Source organism: Streptomyces sp. S186 (genome assembly GCF_051603415.1).
GTDB lineage: Bacteria > Actinomycetota > Actinomycetes > Streptomycetales > Streptomycetaceae > Streptomyces.
Genome location: NZ_CP193932.1, coordinates 6,107,561 through 6,126,777, shown reverse-complemented (window position 1 = coordinate 6,126,777; position 19,217 = coordinate 6,107,561). Strand labels below are relative to the sequence as shown.

The 19,217-nt window shown below is 71.6% G+C and carries 15 protein-coding genes and 1 pseudogene; 1 reads left to right on the top strand and 15 read right to left on the bottom strand.

Features of this window, described 5'->3' with window-relative positions; all coding sequences use genetic code 11:
• Positions 1–603, bottom strand: a complete 603-nt coding sequence (gene lspA, locus ACRAS8_RS26365) for a signal peptidase II (RefSeq protein ID WP_438488485.1) — start codon at positions 601–603, stop codon at positions 1–3.
• A gap of 128 nt (positions 604–731) precedes the next feature.
• Positions 732–1,571 carry a TraR/DksA family transcriptional regulator gene (locus ACRAS8_RS26360; RefSeq protein ID WP_438488484.1) on the bottom strand — a complete coding sequence of 280 codons (840 nt, stop codon included), beginning with the start codon at positions 1,569–1,571 and terminating at the stop codon, positions 732–734.
• A 567-nt stretch (positions 1,572–2,138) separates the two neighbouring features.
• Here ACRAS8_RS26360 and ileS point away from each other — a divergent pair.
• Positions 2,139–5,282, top strand: coding sequence for an isoleucine--tRNA ligase (ileS, locus tag ACRAS8_RS26355; protein WP_438488483.1), 3,144 nt, complete (start codon positions 2,139–2,141; stop codon positions 5,280–5,282).
• Between the two features lie 224 nt (positions 5,283–5,506).
• Here ileS and ACRAS8_RS26350 read toward each other — a convergent pair whose 3' ends face one another.
• The 13 genes and pseudogenes from ACRAS8_RS26350 to ACRAS8_RS26290 all read right to left on the bottom strand — a co-directional run bounded on the left by ACRAS8_RS26350 (position 5,507) and on the right by ACRAS8_RS26290 (position 19,204).
• Positions 5,507–6,613, bottom strand: coding sequence for a DivIVA domain-containing protein (locus ACRAS8_RS26350; protein WP_438488482.1), 1,107 nt, complete (start codon positions 6,611–6,613; stop codon positions 5,507–5,509).
• A 49-nt stretch (positions 6,614–6,662) separates the two neighbouring features.
• Positions 6,663–6,956, bottom strand: a complete 294-nt coding sequence (locus ACRAS8_RS26345; protein ID WP_039637383.1) for a YggT family protein — start codon at positions 6,954–6,956, stop codon at positions 6,663–6,665.
• A gap of 70 nt (positions 6,957–7,026) precedes the next feature.
• The gene (locus ACRAS8_RS26340) at positions 7,027–7,647 is read right to left on the bottom strand and encodes a cell division protein SepF (protein WP_438488481.1); all 621 of its coding nucleotides are present in this window, start codon (positions 7,645–7,647) and stop codon (positions 7,027–7,029) included.
• 123 nt (positions 7,648–7,770) lie between these two features.
• Positions 7,771–8,505, bottom strand: coding sequence for a YggS family pyridoxal phosphate-dependent enzyme (locus ACRAS8_RS26335; protein WP_438488480.1), 735 nt, complete (start codon positions 8,503–8,505; stop codon positions 7,771–7,773).
• Positions 8,502–9,254, bottom strand: coding sequence for a peptidoglycan editing factor PgeF (gene pgeF, locus ACRAS8_RS26330; protein WP_438488479.1), 753 nt, complete (start codon positions 9,252–9,254; stop codon positions 8,502–8,504). Before pgeF ends, ACRAS8_RS26335 begins: the two co-directional genes overlap by 4 nt.
• A gap of 13 nt (positions 9,255–9,267) precedes the next feature.
• Positions 9,268–10,506: a cell division protein FtsZ gene (ftsZ, locus tag ACRAS8_RS26325; RefSeq protein ID WP_438488478.1), complete on the bottom strand. Its 1,239-nt coding sequence runs from the start codon at positions 10,504–10,506 to the stop codon at positions 9,268–9,270.
• A 281-nt stretch (positions 10,507–10,787) separates the two neighbouring features.
• Positions 10,788–11,603, bottom strand: a complete 816-nt coding sequence (locus ACRAS8_RS26320; RefSeq protein WP_438488477.1) for a cell division protein FtsQ/DivIB — start codon at positions 11,601–11,603, stop codon at positions 10,788–10,790.
• Between the two features lie 22 nt (positions 11,604–11,625).
• Positions 11,626–12,717 (bottom strand): undecaprenyldiphospho-muramoylpentapeptide beta-N-acetylglucosaminyltransferase, encoded by a 1,092-nt coding sequence (gene murG / locus ACRAS8_RS26315; protein ID WP_438488476.1) that lies wholly within the window; start codon positions 12,715–12,717, stop codon positions 11,626–11,628.
• Positions 12,718–12,723: 6 nt separating this feature from the next.
• Entirely contained in the window at positions 12,724–14,076 is a 1,353-nt protein-coding gene (gene ftsW / locus ACRAS8_RS26310) for a putative lipid II flippase FtsW (protein ID WP_438488475.1), read from the bottom strand.
• Positions 14,077–14,135: 59 nt separating this feature from the next.
• Positions 14,136–15,599, bottom strand: coding sequence for a UDP-N-acetylmuramoyl-L-alanine--D-glutamate ligase (gene murD / locus ACRAS8_RS26305; protein ID WP_438488474.1), 1,464 nt, complete (start codon positions 15,597–15,599; stop codon positions 14,136–14,138).
• Positions 15,596–16,660 (bottom strand): phospho-N-acetylmuramoyl-pentapeptide-transferase, encoded by a 1,065-nt coding sequence (gene mraY / locus ACRAS8_RS26300; protein ID WP_438490597.1) that lies wholly within the window; start codon positions 16,658–16,660, stop codon positions 15,596–15,598. Before mraY ends, murD begins: the two co-directional genes overlap by 4 nt.
• A gap of 5 nt (positions 16,661–16,665) precedes the next feature.
• Positions 16,666–17,241, bottom strand: a pseudogene (locus ACRAS8_RS26295) (glutamate ligase domain-containing protein); the annotation flags it as partial.
• A gap of 217 nt (positions 17,242–17,458) precedes the next feature.
• On the bottom strand, positions 17,459–19,204 hold the full coding sequence (locus ACRAS8_RS26290) for a UDP-N-acetylmuramoyl-L-alanyl-D-glutamate--2,6-diaminopimelate ligase (RefSeq protein ID WP_438488473.1): 1,746 nt from the start codon (positions 19,202–19,204) through the stop codon (positions 17,459–17,461).
• Positions 19,205–19,217 lie beyond the last annotated feature (13 nt).

Sequence of the window (19,217 nt, the reverse complement as noted above, 5' to 3'; positions counted from 1 at the left end):
TCAGTCCTTGTGGAGCGTCCCGTCCGGGTCCAGGCCCCGGAAGGACAGCAGCACGATCAGCACGCCGCCGCAGACGATGGCGGAGTCGGCGAGGTTGAAGACCGCGAAGTGGGCCGGGGCGATGAAGTCCACCACCGCGCCCTGGAAGACGCCGGGCGAGCGGAAGATCCGGTCGGTGAGGTTGCCGAACGCGCCGCCCAGCAGCAGGCCCAGCGCGATCGCCCAGGGCAGGCTGCGGAGCTTGCGGGCGATCCGGGCGATCACCACGATCACCACCGCGGCGATGATGGTCAGGAACACCGTCAGCGCCTCGCCGAACCCGAAGGCGGCCCCGCGGTTGCGGATCACGCTGAACTGCAGCAGCGTCCCGACGATCTCGACCGGCGCGTGGTGCTCCAGCTTGGCGACCACCGCGAGCTTGCTGCCCAGGTCGAGGAGGTAGACGACCGCGGCCACCAGCAGCAGCGCGGCGATCCGCCGCTTGCCGCGCCCGGTCGGCCGCTCGCCCTCCGCCGGCCGGCCCCCTTCGGATCCCGCCGCGGTGTCCGCCCCGGAACCCGGTTCGGATTCCGGCGTACCGGTGATGCGTTCCGCCTCTGCCACGTGTGCGTCCCTCAGCCCGTCGAGTCCTTCACCAGGCCCAGCCCGGCTGCCCACGAGAGTACGGCACCCGCCTGCGGGAACGGGCCGGACGGGTGCCGGCCGGCTCGCCCGGCGCGGCGGCGCACGGCTCAGCGCCGCTCCTGCTTCTGCTTGCACTCCACACAGAGCGTCGCCCGCGGGAACGCCTGCATCCGCGCCTTGCCGATCGGCTGGCCGCAGTTCTCGCACAGGCCGTAGGTGCCGGCGTCCAGCCGGCCGAGCGCCCGCTCGGTCTGGTGCAGCATCTCGCGGGCGTTGGAGGCCAGCGCCAGTTCGTGCTCGCGGGTGATGTTCTTGGTGCCGGTGTCGGCCTCGTCGTCGCCCGCGCCGTCCCCGGAGTCCCGCATCAGCCCGGCGATGGCGTCCTCGGCCGCGGCGATCTCCGCCCGCAGCCGGCCCACCTCGTCCATCAGGCCGGTCCGCGCCTCGGCCACCTCCGCCGGCGTCCACGGCTCCTCACCGGCCCGTACCGCGAGTTCGCCGGGTGCCGCGGCCGTACGGGCCGGGGGCGCCCCGGACTCCGCACCGTCCGTGGCCGGCGCGGCCACCGTCCTCTTCGCCACCACCGTCTTGGCTCCCGTCTCCTCCGCCGGCCCGGCCGTCTCCCCGGCCGCCGCCTTCGCGACGGTCGCCTTCTTCGCCGCCGGCTTCTTCGCGGCGGTCGTCTTCTTCGTGGCCGCCTTCTTCGCGGCGGTCTTCTTCGCCGCCGTCTTCTTGGCCGCGGCCTTGGCGGGCGCCGCCTTCTTGGCCGGCGCCTTCTTCGCGACAGCCTTCTTGGCCGGCGCCTTCTTCCCGGCGGCCTTCTTCGCGGCCGCCTTCTCCGGCGCGGGCCCGGTCGCCTCCTCGCGCGCGGACTGCTGCGCGACGTCCTCGTCAGTGGGCCCGGCGGACGTCGTGGTCTTCTCCGCGGCGGACTTCTTCGCCACCATGGCCGCGACCCCTTCACATATGTGATCTTGTTCGCGAATCGTGACCGGAACGATAAATCGCCTCACGGCACGCGGCAACGGGACGCACCGCCCGGCCACCCCGCCACCGGGACCGTACGTCCGGTCTGCCTCGTTTGTGCCCCGCTGTCCGCGCGGTAATCCGCCCCCGGACGACCGACTGCGCGGGTCCCGGCATTCGGGTCAGCCGCCGAGCGGCGGCCGGCGGCCCGAATTCCGGTCGGCCGGTGTCGGCCCGGCCCTTTACACTGGGGCCCAGCGAAAGGCGTCGATGGGACGAGTAGCGTCATACGCAGCCTGCAGCGATCCGGGGACGGTGCGAGCCCGGAGGCGTGCATGACGTGAAGATCACCCCGGAGCCGCCGGAAGAAAGCCGGAGAGCAGCGGACCCCGCCCACGGGCCGCGGATCCACCGGCGACTAGAACCGGCAGCGCGACCCCAATGAGGGGGCGGTGCGGCGCGCACCGCCAAGGAGGGTGGTACCGCGGGAGCCAGCGCTCTCGTCCCTCCGGTCGGAGAACGCACCCAGGTGTCCGCCGGAGGAACCGATGAGTCCCACACCCCAGTACCGACCGGTACCCGCCCAGGTAGACCTGCCCGCCCTGGAACACGCGGTGCTCGACTTCTGGCAGGAGCGGAAGGTCTTCGCCCGCACCCTCCAGCAGTCCGAGGGCCGCCCCGAGTGGGTCTTCTACGAGGGCCCCCCGACGGCCAACGGCATGCCCGGCGCCCACCACATCGAGGCCCGCGTCTTCAAGGACGTCTTCCCCCGGTTCCGCACCATGCAGGGCTACCACGTCGACCGCAAGGCCGGCTGGGACTGCCACGGCCTCCCGGTCGAGCTGGCCGTGGAGAAGGAGCTGGGCTTCAGCGGCAAGAAGGACATCGAGGCGTACGGCATCGCCGAGTTCAACGCCAAGTGCCGCGAGTCGGTGACCCGGCACACCGACGCCTTCGCCGCGCTCACCACGCGCATGGGCTACTGGACGGACCTGGACACCCCGTACCGCACCATGGACCCCGACTACATCGAGTCGGTGTGGTGGTCCCTGAAGGAGATCTTCAACAAGGGCCTGCTGGTCCAGGACCACCGCGTCGCCCCGTGGTGCCCGCGCTGCGGCACCGGCCTGTCGGACCACGAGCTGGCGCAGGGCTACGAAACGGTCGTCGACCCCTCGGTCTTCGTCCGCCTGCCGCTGACCTCCGGCCCGCTGGCCGGCCGGGCCGCCCTCCTGGTCTGGACGACCACCCCCTGGACCCTGGTCTCCAACACCGCCGTCGCCGCCCACCCCGACGTCACCTACGTCGTCGCCACGGACGGCAGCGAGCATCTGGTCGTCGCCGAGCCGCTGCTGGAGAAGGCGCTGGGCGAGGGCTGGACGGCCACCGGCGAGACGTTCACCGGCCGCGAGATGGAGCGCTGGGCCTACGACCGCCCCTTCCAGCTCGTCGACCTCGACGGCGCCAACTTCGTCGTCAACGCCGAGTACGTCACCACCGACGACGGCACCGGCCTCGTCCACCAGGCCCCCGCCTTCGGTGAGGACGACCTCAGGACCTGCCGCGCCTACGGCCTCCCGGTGGTCAACCCGGTCCGCCCGGACGGCACCTTCGAGGAGCAACTGCCGCTCGTCGGCGGCCAGTTCTTCAAGAAGGCCGACGAGGCGCTGGTCGCCGACCTCGACGCCCGCGGTCTGCTCTTCCGCCACGTCGCCTACGAGCACAGCTACCCGCACTGCTGGCGCTGCCACACTGCGCTGCTCTACTACGCCCAGCCGTCGTGGTACATCCGCACCACCGCGGTCAAGGACGCCCTGCTGCGGGAGAACGAGAACACCAACTGGTTCCCGGAGTCGGTCAAGCACGGCCGGTTCGGCGACTGGCTGAACAACAACATCGACTGGGCGCTCTCCCGCAACCGCTACTGGGGCACCCCGCTGCCCATCTGGCGCTGCGAGGAGGGCCACCTGACCTGCGTCGGCTCGCTCGCCGAGCTGTCCGAGCTGACCGGCACCGACCAGTCCGGCCTGGACCCGCACCGCCCGTTCATCGACGCGGTCACCTTCGGCTGCACCCACGAGGGCTGCGCCCTGGAGGCGACCCGCGTCCCTGAGGTCATCGACGCCTGGTACGACTCCGGCTCGATGCCGTTCGCGCAGTGGGGCTACCCGTACCGCAACAAGGAGCTCTTCGAGAAGCGGTACCCGGCGCAGTTCATCTCCGAGGCCATCGACCAGACCCGCGGCTGGTTCTACACCCTGATGGCCGTCGGCACCCTGGTCTTCGACAAGTCCTCGTACGAGAACGTGGTCTGCCTGGGCCACATCCTCGCCGAGGACGGCCGGAAGATGTCCAAGCACCTGGGCAACACCCTCCAGCCGATCCCGCTCATGGACCAGCACGGCGCCGACGCGGTCCGCTGGTTCATGGCGGCCGGCGGCTCCCCCTGGGCGGCCCGCCGCGTCGGCCACGGCACCATCCAGGAAGTCGTCCGCAAGACCCTGCTGACGTACTGGAACACCGTCGCCTTCCAGGCGCTCTACGCCCGCACCTCCGGCTGGGCACCGTCCGCCGCCGACCCGGCCCCGGCCGACCGCCCGCTGCTGGACCGCTGGCTGCTCGGCGAGCTCAACACCCTGGTCGAGGGCGTGACCGAGGCCCTGGAGAGCTACGACACCCAGCGCGCCGGCAAGCTGCTCTCCGCCTTCGTCGACGACCTCTCCAACTGGTACGTCCGCCGCTCCCGCCGCCGCTTCTGGCAGGGCGACGCGGCCGCGCTGCGCACCCTGCACGACGTCGTCGAGACGGTCACCCGGCTGATGGCTCCGCTCGTCCCGTTCATCACCGAGCGGGTCTGGCAGGACCTGGTCGTCCCGGTCACCCCGGACGCCCCGGATTCGGTCCACCTCACCACCTGGCCGGTGGCCGACCGCGCGCTGATCGACCCGGCGCTCTCCGCGCAGATGCAGTTGGTGCGCCGGCTGGTCGAGCTGGGCCGCGCCACCCGCGCCGAGTCCGGCGTCAAGACCCGCCAGCCACTGTCCCGCGCCCTGGTCGGCGCCCACGGCTTCGCGGACCTCTCCGAGGACCTGCGCGCCCAGATCGCCGAGGAGCTGAACGTCAGCTCGCTGGCCTCGCTGTCCGAAGTGGGCGGCTCCCTGGTGGACACCACCGCCAAGGCCAACTTCCGGGCCCTGGGCAAGCGGTTCGGCAAGGGCGTCCAGGCGGTCGCCAAGGCGATCGCCGGCGCGGACGCCGCCGCCCTCTCGCTCGCGCTGCGCGAGGGCACGGCGAGCGTCGAGGTGGACGGCGAGACGGTCGGCCTCACTCCCGAAGAGGTCATCATCACCGAAACCCCGCGCGAGGGCTGGTCGGTCGCCTCCGACCAGGGCGCGACGGTCGCCCTCGACCTGGAGATCACCCCGGAGCTGCGCCGCGCCGGCCTGGCCCGCGACGCGATCCGGCTGATCCAGGAGGCCCGCAAGAACAGCGGCCTGGACGTCGCCGACCGGATCGCGCTCCGCTGGGCCGCCGCCGACGACGAGGTGCGCACGGCACTGGCCGACCACGCCACGCTGATCGCCGACGAGGTGCTGGCCACCGACTTCGCCGCCGGTGAGCCGGACGGTTCCTACGGCCCGGCCTTCACCGACGAGGCGCTGTCCCTGACCTTCCACCTCCGCAAGGCATAACGGAGCACGGAAGCACGGCAGAGCACGACCGGGCCCCGGCGCACCGCGCGCCGGGGCCCTCGCTCTTGTCCGCCCCCGCGTACCACCGCCGCGCCCCCCGCACGGACGACGGCGGACGATCGGCGCCCGCACGGCGGCACGAACAGGGCCGGGCCCCGAGGGAGATCCCTCGGGGCCCGGCCCTGATTGCCGACTCCGCGCGCCGTACCGGCGTCAGCCGTCCGTCAGTTGTCGTCCTCGTCGATGAGGAAGCCACGCATCGGCGACGGCGTCTGCTGCATCGGCGACGGCCCCTGCGGCCGCACCGGTGCCATCGGCTGGGTCATCGCCGGCGACATCTGCTGCTGGCCGCCGTAGGACGGGCCACCGCTGGACGGGCTGCTCATGGAGTGGTTGCCGCCCATCGACTGGCCGCCACCCATGGTGTGGTTGCCGCCCATGGTGCCCGCACCGGCCGACGCCATCGACGGCGACGGCGGCAGCGAGGGGGCAGCCGGGGTCCGCGGCGGAGCCAGCGAGTCGTCGGACTGGTTCTCCAGCTGACGCAGCTGGCTCTCCAGGTACGACTTCAGACGGGTGCGGTACTCGCGCTCGAAGCCGCGCAGGTCCTCGACCTTGCGCTCCAGCGTCGCGCGGGCCGACTCCAGCGAGCCCATCGCCACGCGGTGCTTCTCCTGCGCGTCCCGCTCCAGCGCGTCGGCCTTGGCGCGGGCGTCCCGCTCCAGGCCCTCGGCACGACTGCGCGCCTCGCCGACGATCTTGTTGGCCTCGGAACGGGCCTCCGCGATCGCCTGGTCGGCGGTCTGCTGTGCCAGCGACAGCACGCGGGCCGCGCTGTCACCGCCGGGGCCGCCCTGCTGCTGGGCCGGCTGCGGCAGTTGCTGTCCGGGGCCGCCCAGCGGACCGCCCAGCGGGCCGCCCTGGCCCATCGGGCCGGGACCGTGCGGACCCTGTGGACCCGGACCGTGGCCACCGGGACCGGGAGGCAGCTGCGGTGCACCACCGGGCAGTTGGGGCGGGCCACCCATCCCCTGCTGCTGCGGCGGAACCGGCTGCGGACCGGATATGGCGGCGGGCACCGGGGCCCCCGGCCGCTGCTGCTGCTCCTGCTGCTGGTCGGGACCCTTGCGCAGACCCTGCTGCTGGTTCTGCGCGGCGGCACGAGTGGCGGCGGCCAGCTTGGCGCGCAGGTCCTCGTTCTCCCGGAGCAGGCGGGTCAGTTCGGCCTCGACCTCGTCGAGAAAGGCATCGACCTCGTCCTCGTCATAGCCTTCTCGGAGGCGGACGGTCGTGAACTGCTTGTTCCGCACATCCTCGGGGGTCAACGGCATCTCTACTTCACCTCAACGTAGTCGTCGGCAATCGGCAAGACCGTATCGTTCACACCAACAACACCGACCTCACGACGGTGATCAGGATGTAGACGATGATCATCAATACGAAGAAGGACAGGTCGAGCGCCACGCCCCCGAGACGCAGCGGCGGGATGACCCGCCGCAGAAGCTTGAGTGGCGGATCGGTGACAGTGTAGGTGGCCTCAAGAATCACCACCATCGCCTTGCCGGGTTGCCATGAACGGGCGAACTGGAAGACATAGTCCATCACCAGGCGGAAGATCAGCAGGATCAGGAAGCAGTACAGCGCGATGTAGATCACCTGACCAGCGACACTCATCTCGCGCTTCCCTCTCCCCTTGTGTGTTCCTGTGCCGACCTTACGGCCTTGGTGTGCCCGGTGTTGCGTCTCAGCTCTGGTTGAAGAATCCGCCCTCTGCGATACGGGCCTTGTCCTCCGCCGTGACATCGACGTTAGCAGGCGACAACAGGAACACCTTCTGCGTCACCCGCTCAATGCTCCCGTGCAGTCCGAAGACCAGACCGGCCGCAAAGTCGACAAGTCGCTTCGCGTCGGTGTCGTCCATCTCCGTGAGATTCATGATCACCGGAGTGCCCTCACGGAAGTGTTCCCCGATGGTACGGGCTTCGTTGTAGGTCCGGGGGTGCAGTGTGGTGATGCGGTAAGGCTCCCGCTCGGACACAACTTTGGGCATGATCACCGGTGCGTTCTTCTCCAGGCTCGGGCGTTCGGGTGTGATGGATGCCACGGGGGCGATACGCGCGGGTCGTCCGCTTTCCGCGGCGAGCGGGGCGGGTTCACGCGGCGCGGGAGGCGTCACGGCACGGACCGGTTCCTCCCGTTCCGGGCGTGTTTCGGCCGGGACTTGGTGCTGTTGGCGCCGTCCCCGATCGGGCTCCGGGTCCAGCTCGGGCTCGAACTCGTCGTCGGGGTCGAACCCCCGGCCGTCGTACCCATCGTCCTCCACGAGGCCGAGGTAGACCGCCATCTTGCGCATCGCGCCGGCCATTCTCTGCGTCCTCCGCTCTGTGGTGGATCGGCTCCGTCACCGGGGCCCTTGGATCCACTCGGCCTGCCCGCCTCCTGCGGGAATGACCATATTTTGTGCTGTGGTCCGACTTGCTTGGCGACGTTACCCGAGCCGTGGTCGGACTCCGAGTACCGCGGTACCGATGCGCACATGTGTCGCCCCGGCCGCCACCGCGTCTTCGAGGTCCGCGCTCATGCCTGCGGACACCATGGTGGCAGCAGGATGGGTCACGCGCAGGTCGGATGAGATTTCCATGAGCCGCTCGAAAGCGGCGCGTTGACGTCCCGCGTACGGCCCGGCCAGCGGCGCGACCGACATCAGACCGTCCAGACGCAGCCCTTGCGCGGCGGTGATCGCCTCGGCGAGTTCCGCGACACCTTCCGGCGCCACCCCGCCACGGTCTCCCGTGATGCGCCCGTTCTGTCCTGACTCGACGTCAAATGCCACCTGGATCAGACAGCCCAGCTCCCGCCCGGCACGGACCGCCTCCCGGGAGAGCGCGGTGACGAGCCGGGGCCGGTCGACCGACTGGACGACGCCGGCGTAGCCGGCCACCGACCGCACCTTGTTGGTCTGCAATTGACCGACGAAGTGCCAAGTCAGCGGCAAATCGGCACATTCGGCCGCTTTGGGTGCCGCTTCCTGATCGCGGTTCTCCGCGACCTGCCGCACCCCCAGCTCCGCGAGCAGCCGGACGTCGCTCGCGGGGTAGGTCTTGGTGACGACGATCAGCGTGACCTCGTCCCGTGACCGGCCGGCCTTGGCGCAGGCTGTGGAGATACGATCCTCCACCCGCGCCAGGTTGTCGGCCAGTTGCGTTCTGCGGTCGTCGGTCACAGCTCAGCCTCTCCGGGGCCGCCCCCGAGCCATACGTAACTCGCGAGCCGCCCGGTCGTGCGGTCGCGCCGGTACGAGTAGTGGTCCGCCGACTCCCGGGTGCAGATCGGCGATTGCGCCCGCAACTGCACGCCCTTCGCGGCGAGTTGGGCGCGCACCCCTGCGGTGACGTCCACCGACGGGGTGCCCCAGGAGGTGGTCCCCCAGGATTCCGGCACCACCGCGGCGACCTCGGCGCGCATCTCCGCGGGCACCTCGTAGCAGCGTCCGCAGACCGCGGGCCCGGTGTACGCGAGGATCCGGGACGGCTCCGCGCCCAGCTCGGCCATGGCGGCGAGGACCTCCGGGACGACCCCGGCGACCAGCCCCGGCCGGCCGGCGTGCGCGGCGCCCGCCACCCCGGCGACCGGGTCGGCGAGCAGGACCGGGGTGCAGTCGGCGGTGAGCACGGCCAGCGCCAGGCCACGACGCGTGGTCACCACCGCGTCCACGGACGGGATCCCGCCCTCCCCCCAGGGTCCGTCGACCACGGCCACGTCCCGGCCATGGACCTGGTTCATCCAGACCACCGCGGCCGGGTCCAGGCCCAGGTCCCGGGCCACCAGGTCGCGGTTGGCGCGGACGGCGGCCGGGTCGTCGCCGACCGCGCCGCCCAGATTGAGCTGCTCATACGGAGCGGCGCTCACCCCGCCCCACCGGTCGGTGAAGGCGAAGTGCGCGCCGCTCACGTGGTGCTGTTGCCCTATCACGTCGGTGCTTACGTCACTTCAGGAAGTCGGGAACGTCCAGTTCCTCGGCCGCGGAGTCCGAGTACGGACGGGCCGGGGGAACCGAGGGGCCGCCGGCCGGCGGGGTGGACACCTCGCCCAGCGACGGGGACTCGGACGCCGGGGCCTCGTCCCGGACCGGCGGGACCGCGCCCAGGCCGCCGAACGACGGCGCGGGGCGGGGCGGCTCGACCGGGGGCGCGGTCGGGCGGACCGGCGCCGGGGCGGGCTCGTCGCGCTTCGGGGAGGGCATACCGGCCTGCTGGGTGTCCCGGCGGGCCGGCGGCTGACCGCCGTCGAAGCCCGCGGCGATGACCGTGACACGGACCTCGTCGCCCAGCGCGTCGTCGATGACCGCGCCGAAGATGATGTTGGCCTCGGGGTGCGCGGCCTCGCTGACCAGCTGCGCGGCCTCGTTGATCTCGAAGAGGCCGAGGTCGGAGCCGCCGGAGATGGAGAGCAGCACGCCGCGGGCACCGTCGATCGACGCCTCCAGGAGCGGCGAGGAGATCGCCATCTCCGCTGCGGCGACCGCGCGGTCGTCGCCGCGCGCCGAGCCGATGCCCATGAGCGCCGAGCCGGCCTCGGACATCACGGACTTGACGTCGGCGAAGTCGAGGTTGATCAGACCGGGGGTGGTGATGAGGTCGGTGATGCCCTGGACACCCGACAGCAGCACCTGGTCCGCGGACTTGAACGCGTCGAGCACGCTCACCTGGCGGTCCGAGATGGACAGCAGACGGTCGTTGGGGATCACGATGAGGGTGTCGACCTCTTCGCGAAGGCTCGCGATGCCGTCCTCGGCCTGGTTGGCGCGGCGCCGGCCCTCGAAGGTGAACGGCCGGGTGACCACACCGATCGTCAGGGCCCCCAGCGAGCGGGCGATGTTGGCGACGACCGGAGCACCGCCAGTGCCCGTCCCGCCGCCCTCACCCGCGGTCACGAAGACCATGTCGGCCCCCTTGAGGACCTCCTCGATCTCCTCGCGGTGGTCCTCGGCCGCCTTGCGGCCCACGTCCGGGTTGGCGCCGGCGCCGAGTCCGCGCGTCATCTCGCGGCCGACGTCGAGCTTGACGTCGGCGTCGCTCATCAGCAACGCCTGCGCATCGGTGTTGATCGCGATGAACTCGACGCCCTTGAGCCCGACCTCGATCATCCGGTTGATGGCGTTCACGCCACCGCCGCCGATGCCGACGACCTTGATGACTGCGAGGTAGTTCTGCGGTGCTGCCACGTCGAAGGCCTCTCGCCTCGATTTACGTGTCGTCGCCGCACATTGCGTGTGGACGCCGACTGATGCCGAAGGGATGGTCCGCTCTGCCGACCCGAACCCTAACCCTGAAGTTTAGGGTTACTGTGCCTGTGTTCCTGGTTCCACGGTCCCTTTGGAACGAGACACTAAGTCGACAAGGCGCGCGCGTTCAACGAACACGCCGAACCTCCCGTTTTTCTTTTCACCCTATGTGATCACCCATAGTCGTAGCCATCCAGGGTGCTGGCCTGCGCCTCGGTACGTCAACTCCCGGACACCGCGGGCGCGCTGGGCACCGAGATGTCGAGGTGGCGCGCGTCACGCGCGGCCTTCATCAGCTCGGCCAGCACCTTCGCCTTTTCGGCGCCCTGTTCGCTGCTGCCCCACATCACCGTGCGGCCACCTGCGAGTTCGAGGGTGACGGAGTCATAGGAGCGCATCCGGAGCGTGCGGATGTCCTTGCGGACGGCGTCCGGGAGGTCCCGGGCGACGGTGACCGCGGCGCGCAGCAAACGGCTGGTTCCGAAACGGCGCAGGCTCGGGGAGTCGGAAACGGTCATTTCCAGAAGCGGGATACCGGGGGGCGCGTGGCTCACCGTGGCGAAACGGACGCCCTCGCCGTCCACTTCCACGAACTTCCCGTTCGCTCGCAGCAGCAGTTCCGGCGTCCGTTCGGTCACTTCCAGTCCGAGGGTGTGCGGCCAGGAACGGGTGATGTCAACACTCTTGAGGCGCGGGAGCCGGGCCAGCAGCCGGCGTCGCACCGCGTCGGTGTCCACGGAGACGAGCGGAGCGCCCATCGGCGCGGAGGCGGCGGCGACCACCTGCTCCGGGGTGAGCACGTCGGTGCCGGAGGCCCGGACGCGCTCCAGCCGGAGCCAGTCCGAGCCGTAGAGCGCCCAGGCGCCGAACCCGCCCAGCAGGGCCGCGAGAACCACAACGATGATCACACCGCGGCGGCCCGGACGGCGCAGCCGCGGGCGCGGCAGCCGGAGGCGAAGGCCGCCGGACCGCGGTGAAGAGGGCGGGCCGGACCGCGACTTCTTCGCTCCGCGCCTGGCGGTGGTCGGTCCGGCCACGCTCTCCGCCTTCTCTCGTCCGCTACTTGCGGCGCTGCTCGATCGCGTCGTAGACCATGCCGACCAGCAGCTCGTCGGCGTCCCGGCGGCCGAACTCGGCGGCCGCGCGGGACATCTCGTACAGCCGGTGCGGATCGCCCAGGACCGGGAGCACGTTGTCCTGCACCCAGTCCGGGGTGAGCTGGGCGTCGTCGACCAGCAGGCCGCCGCCGGCGTTGACCAGCGGCTGGGCGTTGAGCCGCTGCTCGCCGTTGCCGATGGGCAGCGGGACGAAGGCGGCCGGGAGCCCGACGGCGGACAACTCGGCGACGGTCATCGCGCCCGCGCGGCAGAGCATCATGTCGGCCGCGGCGTACGCGAGATCCATCCGGTCCACGTACGGTACCGGGACATAGGGGGGCATTCCCGGCATGTTGTCCACGTGCGGCAGTTCGTTCTTCGGGCCGACCGCGTGCAGCACCTGGATGCCGGAGCGCTGGAGCACCGGGACCGCGGCCTGGACGACCTCGTTCAGCCGGCGGGCGCCCTGGGAACCGCCGGACACCAGCAGGGTCGGCAGGTTGGGGTCGAGGCCGAACGCGGCGCGCGCCTCGGGGCGCATCGCGGCGCGGTCCAGGGTGGCGATCGAGCGGCGCAGCGGAATGCCGACATAACGGGCGCCGCGTAGCTTGCTGTCCGGGGTGCTGACGGCTACGTACGTGGCGTAGCGCGAGCCGATCTTGTTGGCCAGGCCGGGGCGGGCGTTGGCCTCGTGGACGACGATCGGCACGCCGAGCCGCTTGGCGGCCAGATAGCCGGGCAGCGCCACATAGCCGCCGAAGCCGACGACGCAGTCCGCCTTGGTGCGCTCCAGGATCTGCTCGGCGGCCTTGATCGTGCCGCGCAGCCGTCCGGGGACGGTGATGAGTTCGGGGGTGGGCTTGCGGGGCAGCGGTACCGCCGGGATCAGTCCCAGCTCGTAGCCGCGCTCGGGGACCAGCCGGGTCTCCAGGCCGCGCTCCGTGCCGAGTGCCGTGATCCCCACGGTCGGGTCCTGCCTGCGCAGGGCGTCCGCGAGGGCGAGCGCGGGCTCGATGTGGCCGGCGGTCCCCCCACCGGCGAGTACGACATGCACCGAAATTCACCGCTCTCCGGACGGCCGCCTCTTAACGCGCCGTCGCATCGTCTTCCATCTCACCCCAGCCGGTTTCCTGCCGGGAGCCGGCTTCCGCGCCGACCGTGCCGTCAACGCCGCCCGTGCGGCGGGCTCGTCACGCGCGAAGGCGATCAGCAGCCCGACGGCGAACATCGTCGGCAGCAGGGCCGAGCCCCCGTAGGAGAACAGCGGGAGCGGGACACCGGCGATCGGCAGGAGGCCGAGCACCGCACCGATGTTGATCACGGCCTGGGCCATGATCCAGGTGGTCACACCACCCGCTGCGTACCGTACGAAGGGGTCCTCCGTGCGTCCGGCCACGCGGATACCCGCATAGCCTAGAGCCGCGAAGAGGGCGAGCACCGACAGCGTCCCCGCCAGGCCCAGTTCCTCCCCGGTGATGGCGAAGATGAAGTCGGTGTGCGGTTCGGGGAGTTCCCCCCATTTTTCCATACTCGCCCCGAGCCCGGAACCGAAGAGGCCGCCGGAGGCCAGCGCGTAGATGCCGTGCACGGCCTGCCAGCACTGGTCGCCGGGGCCCGGATCGGTCGCGCCGATGCAGGCGAGGCGGGACATCCGGTGGGCGCTGGTCTTGATCAGCAGCAGGCCGAGCACGGCCGCGGCGCCCAGCACCCCGGCGAACAGCCGGGTCGGGGCGCCGGCCAGCCACAGCAGGCCGAAGAGGATCGCGGTGAGAATGATCGTGGTGCCCATGTCGCCGCCGAGCATGATCAGCCCGAGTACGAGAAATGTCACCGGCGTCAGGGGAACCAGCAGCTGCTTCCACTGCGTCAGAAGTTTCTTCTCCTCCTTGCGGGCCAGCAGGTCGGCGGCCCACAGGACGAGCGCGAGCTTGGCGAACTCGCTCGGTTGCACCTGGAAAGGCCCGCCCAGGCTCAGCCAGTTCTGGTTGCCGTTGACCGAGACGCCGATGCCCGGGATCTGCACCATGCCGAGCAGGAAGACCGAGCCGGCGAGCAGCGGATAGGCCAGCGACCGGTGCCGGCGCACCGGCATACGGGAGGCGAGCAGCAGCAGCCCGCCGCCGATCGCGGCCGCCAGCAGCTGCTTGCGGAAGAAGTACGACGGCGCCAGACCGGACTGCAGGGCCTTGATCTGGGAGGCCGAGTAGACCATCACCAGGCCCAGCACGGTGATCAGCAGGGGGGCGCCGAGGATGAGGTAGTACGCCGTGAGCGGGCGGTCCCAGGCCCGCCGGGCGCGGGTGTAGAGCCCGCGCGGGCCGGGCGGCGTCCGCACGACCCGCGGCGGGCGCACCTTGGCGGGGGTCCGGCGGACCGGGCGCTGCGGCGCCGGCTTCGCCGATCGGGCGGTCATCCTCGTCCCCTCCACAGGTGCGCTCGCCGCCGGCGACGACGGCAGCGGGGAGAACCGGGCTAGTGACCCGCGGCGGCCAGCTCACCGACCGCGTCGGCGAACGCCTCGCCCCGCTTGTTGTAATTGACGAACATGTCCATCGAGGCACAGGCCGGGGCCAGCAACACGGTGTCGCCCGGCTCGGCCAGCCCGGCCGCCTCCCGGACCGCCTCGGACATCGCCCCAGTGTCGGTCCGGTCGAGGTCGACAACCGGGACATCCGGGGCGTGTCGCGCCAGTGCTTCCCTGATCAGCGCCCGGTCGGCGCCGATCAGGACCACCCCGCGCAGCCGGCCGGCGGCCGTGCGCACCAGGTCGTCGAAGGTGGCGCCCTTCGCCAGTCCGCCGGCGATCCACACGATGCGCTCGTACGCCGCCAACGACGCCTCGGCGGCGTGGGTGTTGGTGGCCTTGGAGTCGTCGACGTAGGAGACCCCGGCGACGTCCGCGAGGTGCTGGATGCGGTGGGCGTCCGGGTGGAAGGACCGCAGCCCGTCGCGGACCGCGGTCGCCGGGACGCCGAAGGCGCGGGCCAGCGCCGCGGCGGCCAGCGCGTTGGCGATGTTGTGCGGGGCGGCCTTGCCGGAGGCGGGCGCGATGTCCGCGACCTCGGCGAGCTCCTGGGCCTGCTGCTGCCGGTTCGCCACGAAGGCGCGGTCGACGAGGATGCTGTCGACGACGCCGAGTTGGGAGGGGCCGGGGGTGCCGAGGGTGAAGCCGATCGCGCGGCAGCCCTCCTCGACGTCGGCCCGGCGCACCAACTCCTCGGTTGCCGGGTCGGCGGCGTTGTAGACGCAGGCGATGGTGTTGCCCTCGTAGATCCGGCCCTTGTCGGCGGCGTAGGCGGCCATGGAGCCGTGCCAGTCGAGGTGGTCCGGGGCGAGGTTGAGGACGGCCGCGGAGTGCGCCCGCACCGACGGCGCCCAGTGCAGCTGGTAGCTGGAGAGCTCGACGGCCAGGACGTCGTAGGCCGTCTCCTCGGTCCGGCCCTCGCCGAGCACCACGTCCACCAGCGGGACGCCGATGTTGCCGACCGCGGCGGTGCGCAGGCCGGCCGCGGCGAGGATCGAGGCGAGCATCCGGACGGTGGTGGTCTTGCCGTTGGTGCCGGTGACCGCCAGCCAGGGCGCCGCCTTGGGGCCGCGCAGCCGCCAGGCCAGCTCGACGTCGCCCCAGACGGGGACGCCGGCCTTCCCGGCCGCCAGGAAGAGCGGGCTGGTGGGCTTCCACCCGGGGGAGGTCACCACCACCTCGGTGCCCTCGGGGAGAGTCTCCCCGTCGCCGAGCCGGACGGTGATCCCGAGCTTCTCCAGCTCGGCCGCCTGGGCCCGTTCGCGCTCGCCGTCGCTGCCGTTGACGACGGTGACGCGGGCGCCGAGGCCGGCCAGGGCGCGGGCGGCGGGGACGCCGCTCACGCCGAGACCGGCCACGGTGACGTGCCTGCCGGCGAAGTCCTCGGGAGCCTTCGGGTCGTACACGGTCACTTCGCCGCCTGCCAGCCGCCGTAGAAGATGCCCAGACCGACGATCACGCACATGCCCTGGATGATCCAGAACCGGACCACCACAAGGACCTCGGACCACCCCTTGAGTTCGAAGTGGTGCTGGAGTGGCGCCATCCGGAAGACCCGCTTGCCGGTCATCCGGAACGAGCCGACCTGGATGACCACCGACATGGTGATCAGGACGAACAGGCCGCCCAGGATCGCCAGCAGCAGCTCCGTGCGGGAGCAGATCGCCAGGCCGGCGAGCGCGCCGCCCAGGGCCAGCGAGCCGGTGTCGCCCATGAAGATCTTGGCGGGCGAGGTGTTCCACCACAGGAAGCCGAAGCAGGCGCCCATCAGGGCGGAGGCCACGACCGCCAGGTCGAGCGGGTCGCGGACCTCGTAGCAGCCGGGTCCGGCGGTGATCAGGTTGGCGCAGGACTCCTGGTGCTGCCAGATGCCGATGAACGTGTACGCGCCGAAGACCATCACCGAGGCGCCGGTGGCCAGGCCGTCGAGGCCGTCGGTGAGGTTCACGCCGTTGGACATCGCCAGGATCATGAACAGCGCCCAGATGACGAAGAGCACCGGGCCGATCTGCCAGCCGAAGTCCTGGGTGAAGGAGAGCCGGTCGGAGGCCGGGGTGGCGCCCCGCAGATCGGCGAACTGCAGCGAGAGCACCGCGAAGGCGATGCCGACGATCAGCTGGCCGGCCATCTTCGCCTTGGCGCGCAGGCCCAGCGACCGCTGCTTGACGATCTTGATGTAGTCGTCGAGGAAGCCGACCAGGCCCATGCCCGCGAAGAGGAAGAGCACCAGTACGCCCGAGAAGGTCGGGTCGCTGGAGGTGATCACCTTCGTCAGGGCGTAGGCGATGATCGTGGCCAGGATGAAGGAGATGCCGCCCATGGTGGGCGTGCCCTTCTTGCTGCCGTGGGTGCGGGGGCCGTCATCGCGGATGAACTGCCCGTAGCCCTTCTTGGCCAGCAGCTTGATCAGCAGGGGGGTGCCGATCAGGGTCAGGAAGAGCCCGATCGTCCCGGAGAAGAGGATCTGCTTCATGGAGTTCATCGGGACGCGGCTCCGCCCTCGGCGCCGCAGCAGCCCTCGCCGTCCAGCAATGCCGCGGCCACCCGCTCCAGGCCCACCGACCTGGACGCCTTCACCAGCACGACGTCTCCCGGTCGCAGCTCGCTGCGCAACAGGTCCACCGCCGCCCGCGTGTCGGACACGTGCACCGACTCCTCACCCCACGAACCCTCGTTCTTGGCGCCCATGTCGAGCCAGGCCGCTTCCCTGCCGCCGACCGCCACGAGCTTGCTGACGTTGAGCCGGACGACCAGCCGCCCGACCGCGTCGTGTTCGGCGAGCGACTCCTCGCCCAGCTCGGCCATCTCACCGAGCACCGCCCACGTCCGGCCCCCCTTCGCCCTGGCGGCAGTGCCCATGGCGACCAGCGCACGCAGCGCCGCCCGCATGGACTCGGGGTTCGCGTTGTAGGCGTCGTTGACGACCGTCACGCCGTCCGCGCGCTCGGTGACCTCCATACGCCAGCGGGAGAGCGTGCCGGCTTCGGAGAGCGCGGTGGCGATCTCGTCTGCGGGCATGCCCAACTCATGGGCGCGCCGACCGGCGGACGGCGCCGCGCCGGCTTCCACGGCGCCGGCGGCGAAGTCCCGAGACGACCGAACAGCCCCCGGTGACCTCGCGGCCCGGGTCCGGTGATCGTCCCGTCCGGTATGTCGTGCTGCTGCCCGCCGACGATGCTCGCGATCTCGGCGAGGGACAGGGAGATCACAGGTCACCCCCGGGGCCGTGCAGGAGGTGCCAACAAGAGGATTGTGCGCGCATGGCGGTGTGTCATCCCTGGTGGTTCGGCTGCTGTGACTGCTGCGGCGGCTGCGCTGCCGTGGCGGACTCGATCGCGGCGCGCAGCACCTGACGGTCGTCGAAGGGGCGTACCACTCCGGCGATGTCCTGACCCTGTTCGTGGCCCTTGCCCGCGACGATCACGGTGTCCCCGGGCTCGGCGCGGGCGACGGCGGCGGCGATGGCGGCGGCCCGGTCCTCCTCGACCAGGACGGTGCCGCGCTCGTGGACGGGCACCTCGGCGGCGCCCGCGAGCATGGTGGCGAGGATCGCGAGCGGGTCCTCGGAGCGGGGGTTGTCGGAGGTCAGCACGGCGGTGTCGGCGAGCCGGGCGACCGCGGCGCCCATCGGCATCCGCTTCTGCCGGTCGCGGTCGCCGCCGCAGCCGAGGACGGCGTGCACCTTGCCGGTGGTGACCTTGCGCAGGGCGCGCAGAACCGATTCGACGGCGTCGGTCTTGTGGGCGTAGTCGACGACCGCCAGATAGGGCTGGCCGGCGTCCACGCGCTCCAGGCGGCCGGGGACTCCGGGGATCGCGGCGACGCCGTCGGCCGCGGTCTGCGGGTCCACGCCGGCGACGGCCAGGGCCGTGATGGCGGCGAGCGCGTTGGAGACGTTGAACGGGCCGGCGATCGGGGAGGCGGCGCGCAGCGTCACGCCCCCGGGGCCGTGCACGGTGAACGTCGAGCCGAGCGCGCCGACCTCGACGTCGGCGGCGCGCCAGTCCGCGTCCGGGTGGCCCTCGGCGGAGAACGTGGTGACCGGGACCTCGGACTCGCCGGCGGCCAGCCGGCGGCCGTACTCGTCGTCGAGGTTGACCACGCCGGCCTTGCTGCGCGCCTTGGTGAACAGCTGCGCCTTGGCCTGGAAGTAGTCCTCCATGCCGGAGTGGAACTCCATGTGCTCCGGGCTGAGGTTGTTGAAGACGGCGACGTCGAAGACGCAGCCGTCGACCCGGCCGAGCACCAGCGCGTGGCTGGAGACCTCCATGGCGACCGAGCGGACGCCGCGCTCGCGCATCACCGCGAACAGCGCCTGGAGGTCGGTGGCCTCGGGGGTGGTCCGCTCGGACTTCAGGCGCTCGTCGCCGATCCGCGACTCGACCGTGCCGATCAGTCCGGTCAGTCCCCCGCCCTCTTTGGCCGCCGCCGCCCGCAGCCCGCCCTCGATGAGGTACGCGGTGGTGGTCTTGCCGGAGGTGCCGGTGATGCCGATCTGGAGGAGGTCGTCGCCGGGTGCCCCGTAGATCGAGACGGCCAGGGCGCCCATCCGGCCGCGCGGGTCGTTGACGGCCAGGACCGGCAGGCCGGTCGCGGCGGCCCGCTCGGCGCCCGACGGGTCGGTCAGGATCGCGGCGGCGCCGAGGTCGGCGGCCTGGGCGACGAAGTCGGCGCCGTGCAGACGGGCGCCGGGCAGCGCGGCGTAGACGTCACCGGGCCGCACCGCCCGGGAGTCGTGGGTGATGCCGGTGACCTGGACGGCTGAGGAGCCGTCCGGGAGCGGGATCGCCAGCTGCTGGGCGAGGTCGGCCAGGGGGGTGGGGCGGACCTCGTCGGGGCGCGGCGCACCCGGATATCTGCCGGGGCCGCCCTTCTCCGCGTGCTGGGCTTTCGGGGACTGATCAGCTTGTGACACGGCGGTGAGCGTACCGGGCAGAACGGGCCCGGGGCGAAGTGAGGGCTTCGCCGGGGGGCCGTCGCCGGGCAGCTGCGGGCCGTCGGGGGTGATGGTCGTCACGGCGGTTGTGCCT

Bases quoted from the DNA above. Each gene is read 5' to 3' on its own strand.
- ACRAS8_RS26360 (WP_438488484.1), bottom strand. From the start codon at position 1,571: ATGGTGGCGAAGAAGTCCGCCGCGGAGAAGACCACGACGTCCGCCGGG.
- ileS (WP_438488483.1), top strand. From the start codon at position 2,139: ATGAGTCCCACACCCCAGTACCGACCGGTACCCGCCCAGGTAGACCTG.
- ACRAS8_RS26350 (WP_438488482.1), bottom strand. From the start codon at position 6,613: ATGCCGTTGACCCCCGAGGATGTGCGGAACAAGCAGTTCACGACCGTC.
- ACRAS8_RS26345 (WP_039637383.1), bottom strand. From the start codon at position 6,956: ATGAGTGTCGCTGGTCAGGTGATCTACATCGCGCTGTACTGCTTCCTG.
- ACRAS8_RS26340 (WP_438488481.1), bottom strand. From the start codon at position 7,647: ATGGCCGGCGCGATGCGCAAGATGGCGGTCTACCTCGGCCTCGTGGAG.
- ftsW (WP_438488475.1), bottom strand. From the start codon at position 14,076: ATGACCGCCCGATCGGCGAAGCCGGCGCCGCAGCGCCCGGTCCGCCGG.
- mraY (WP_438490597.1), bottom strand. From the start codon at position 16,660: ATGAAGCAGATCCTCTTCTCCGGGACGATCGGGCTCTTCCTGACCCTG.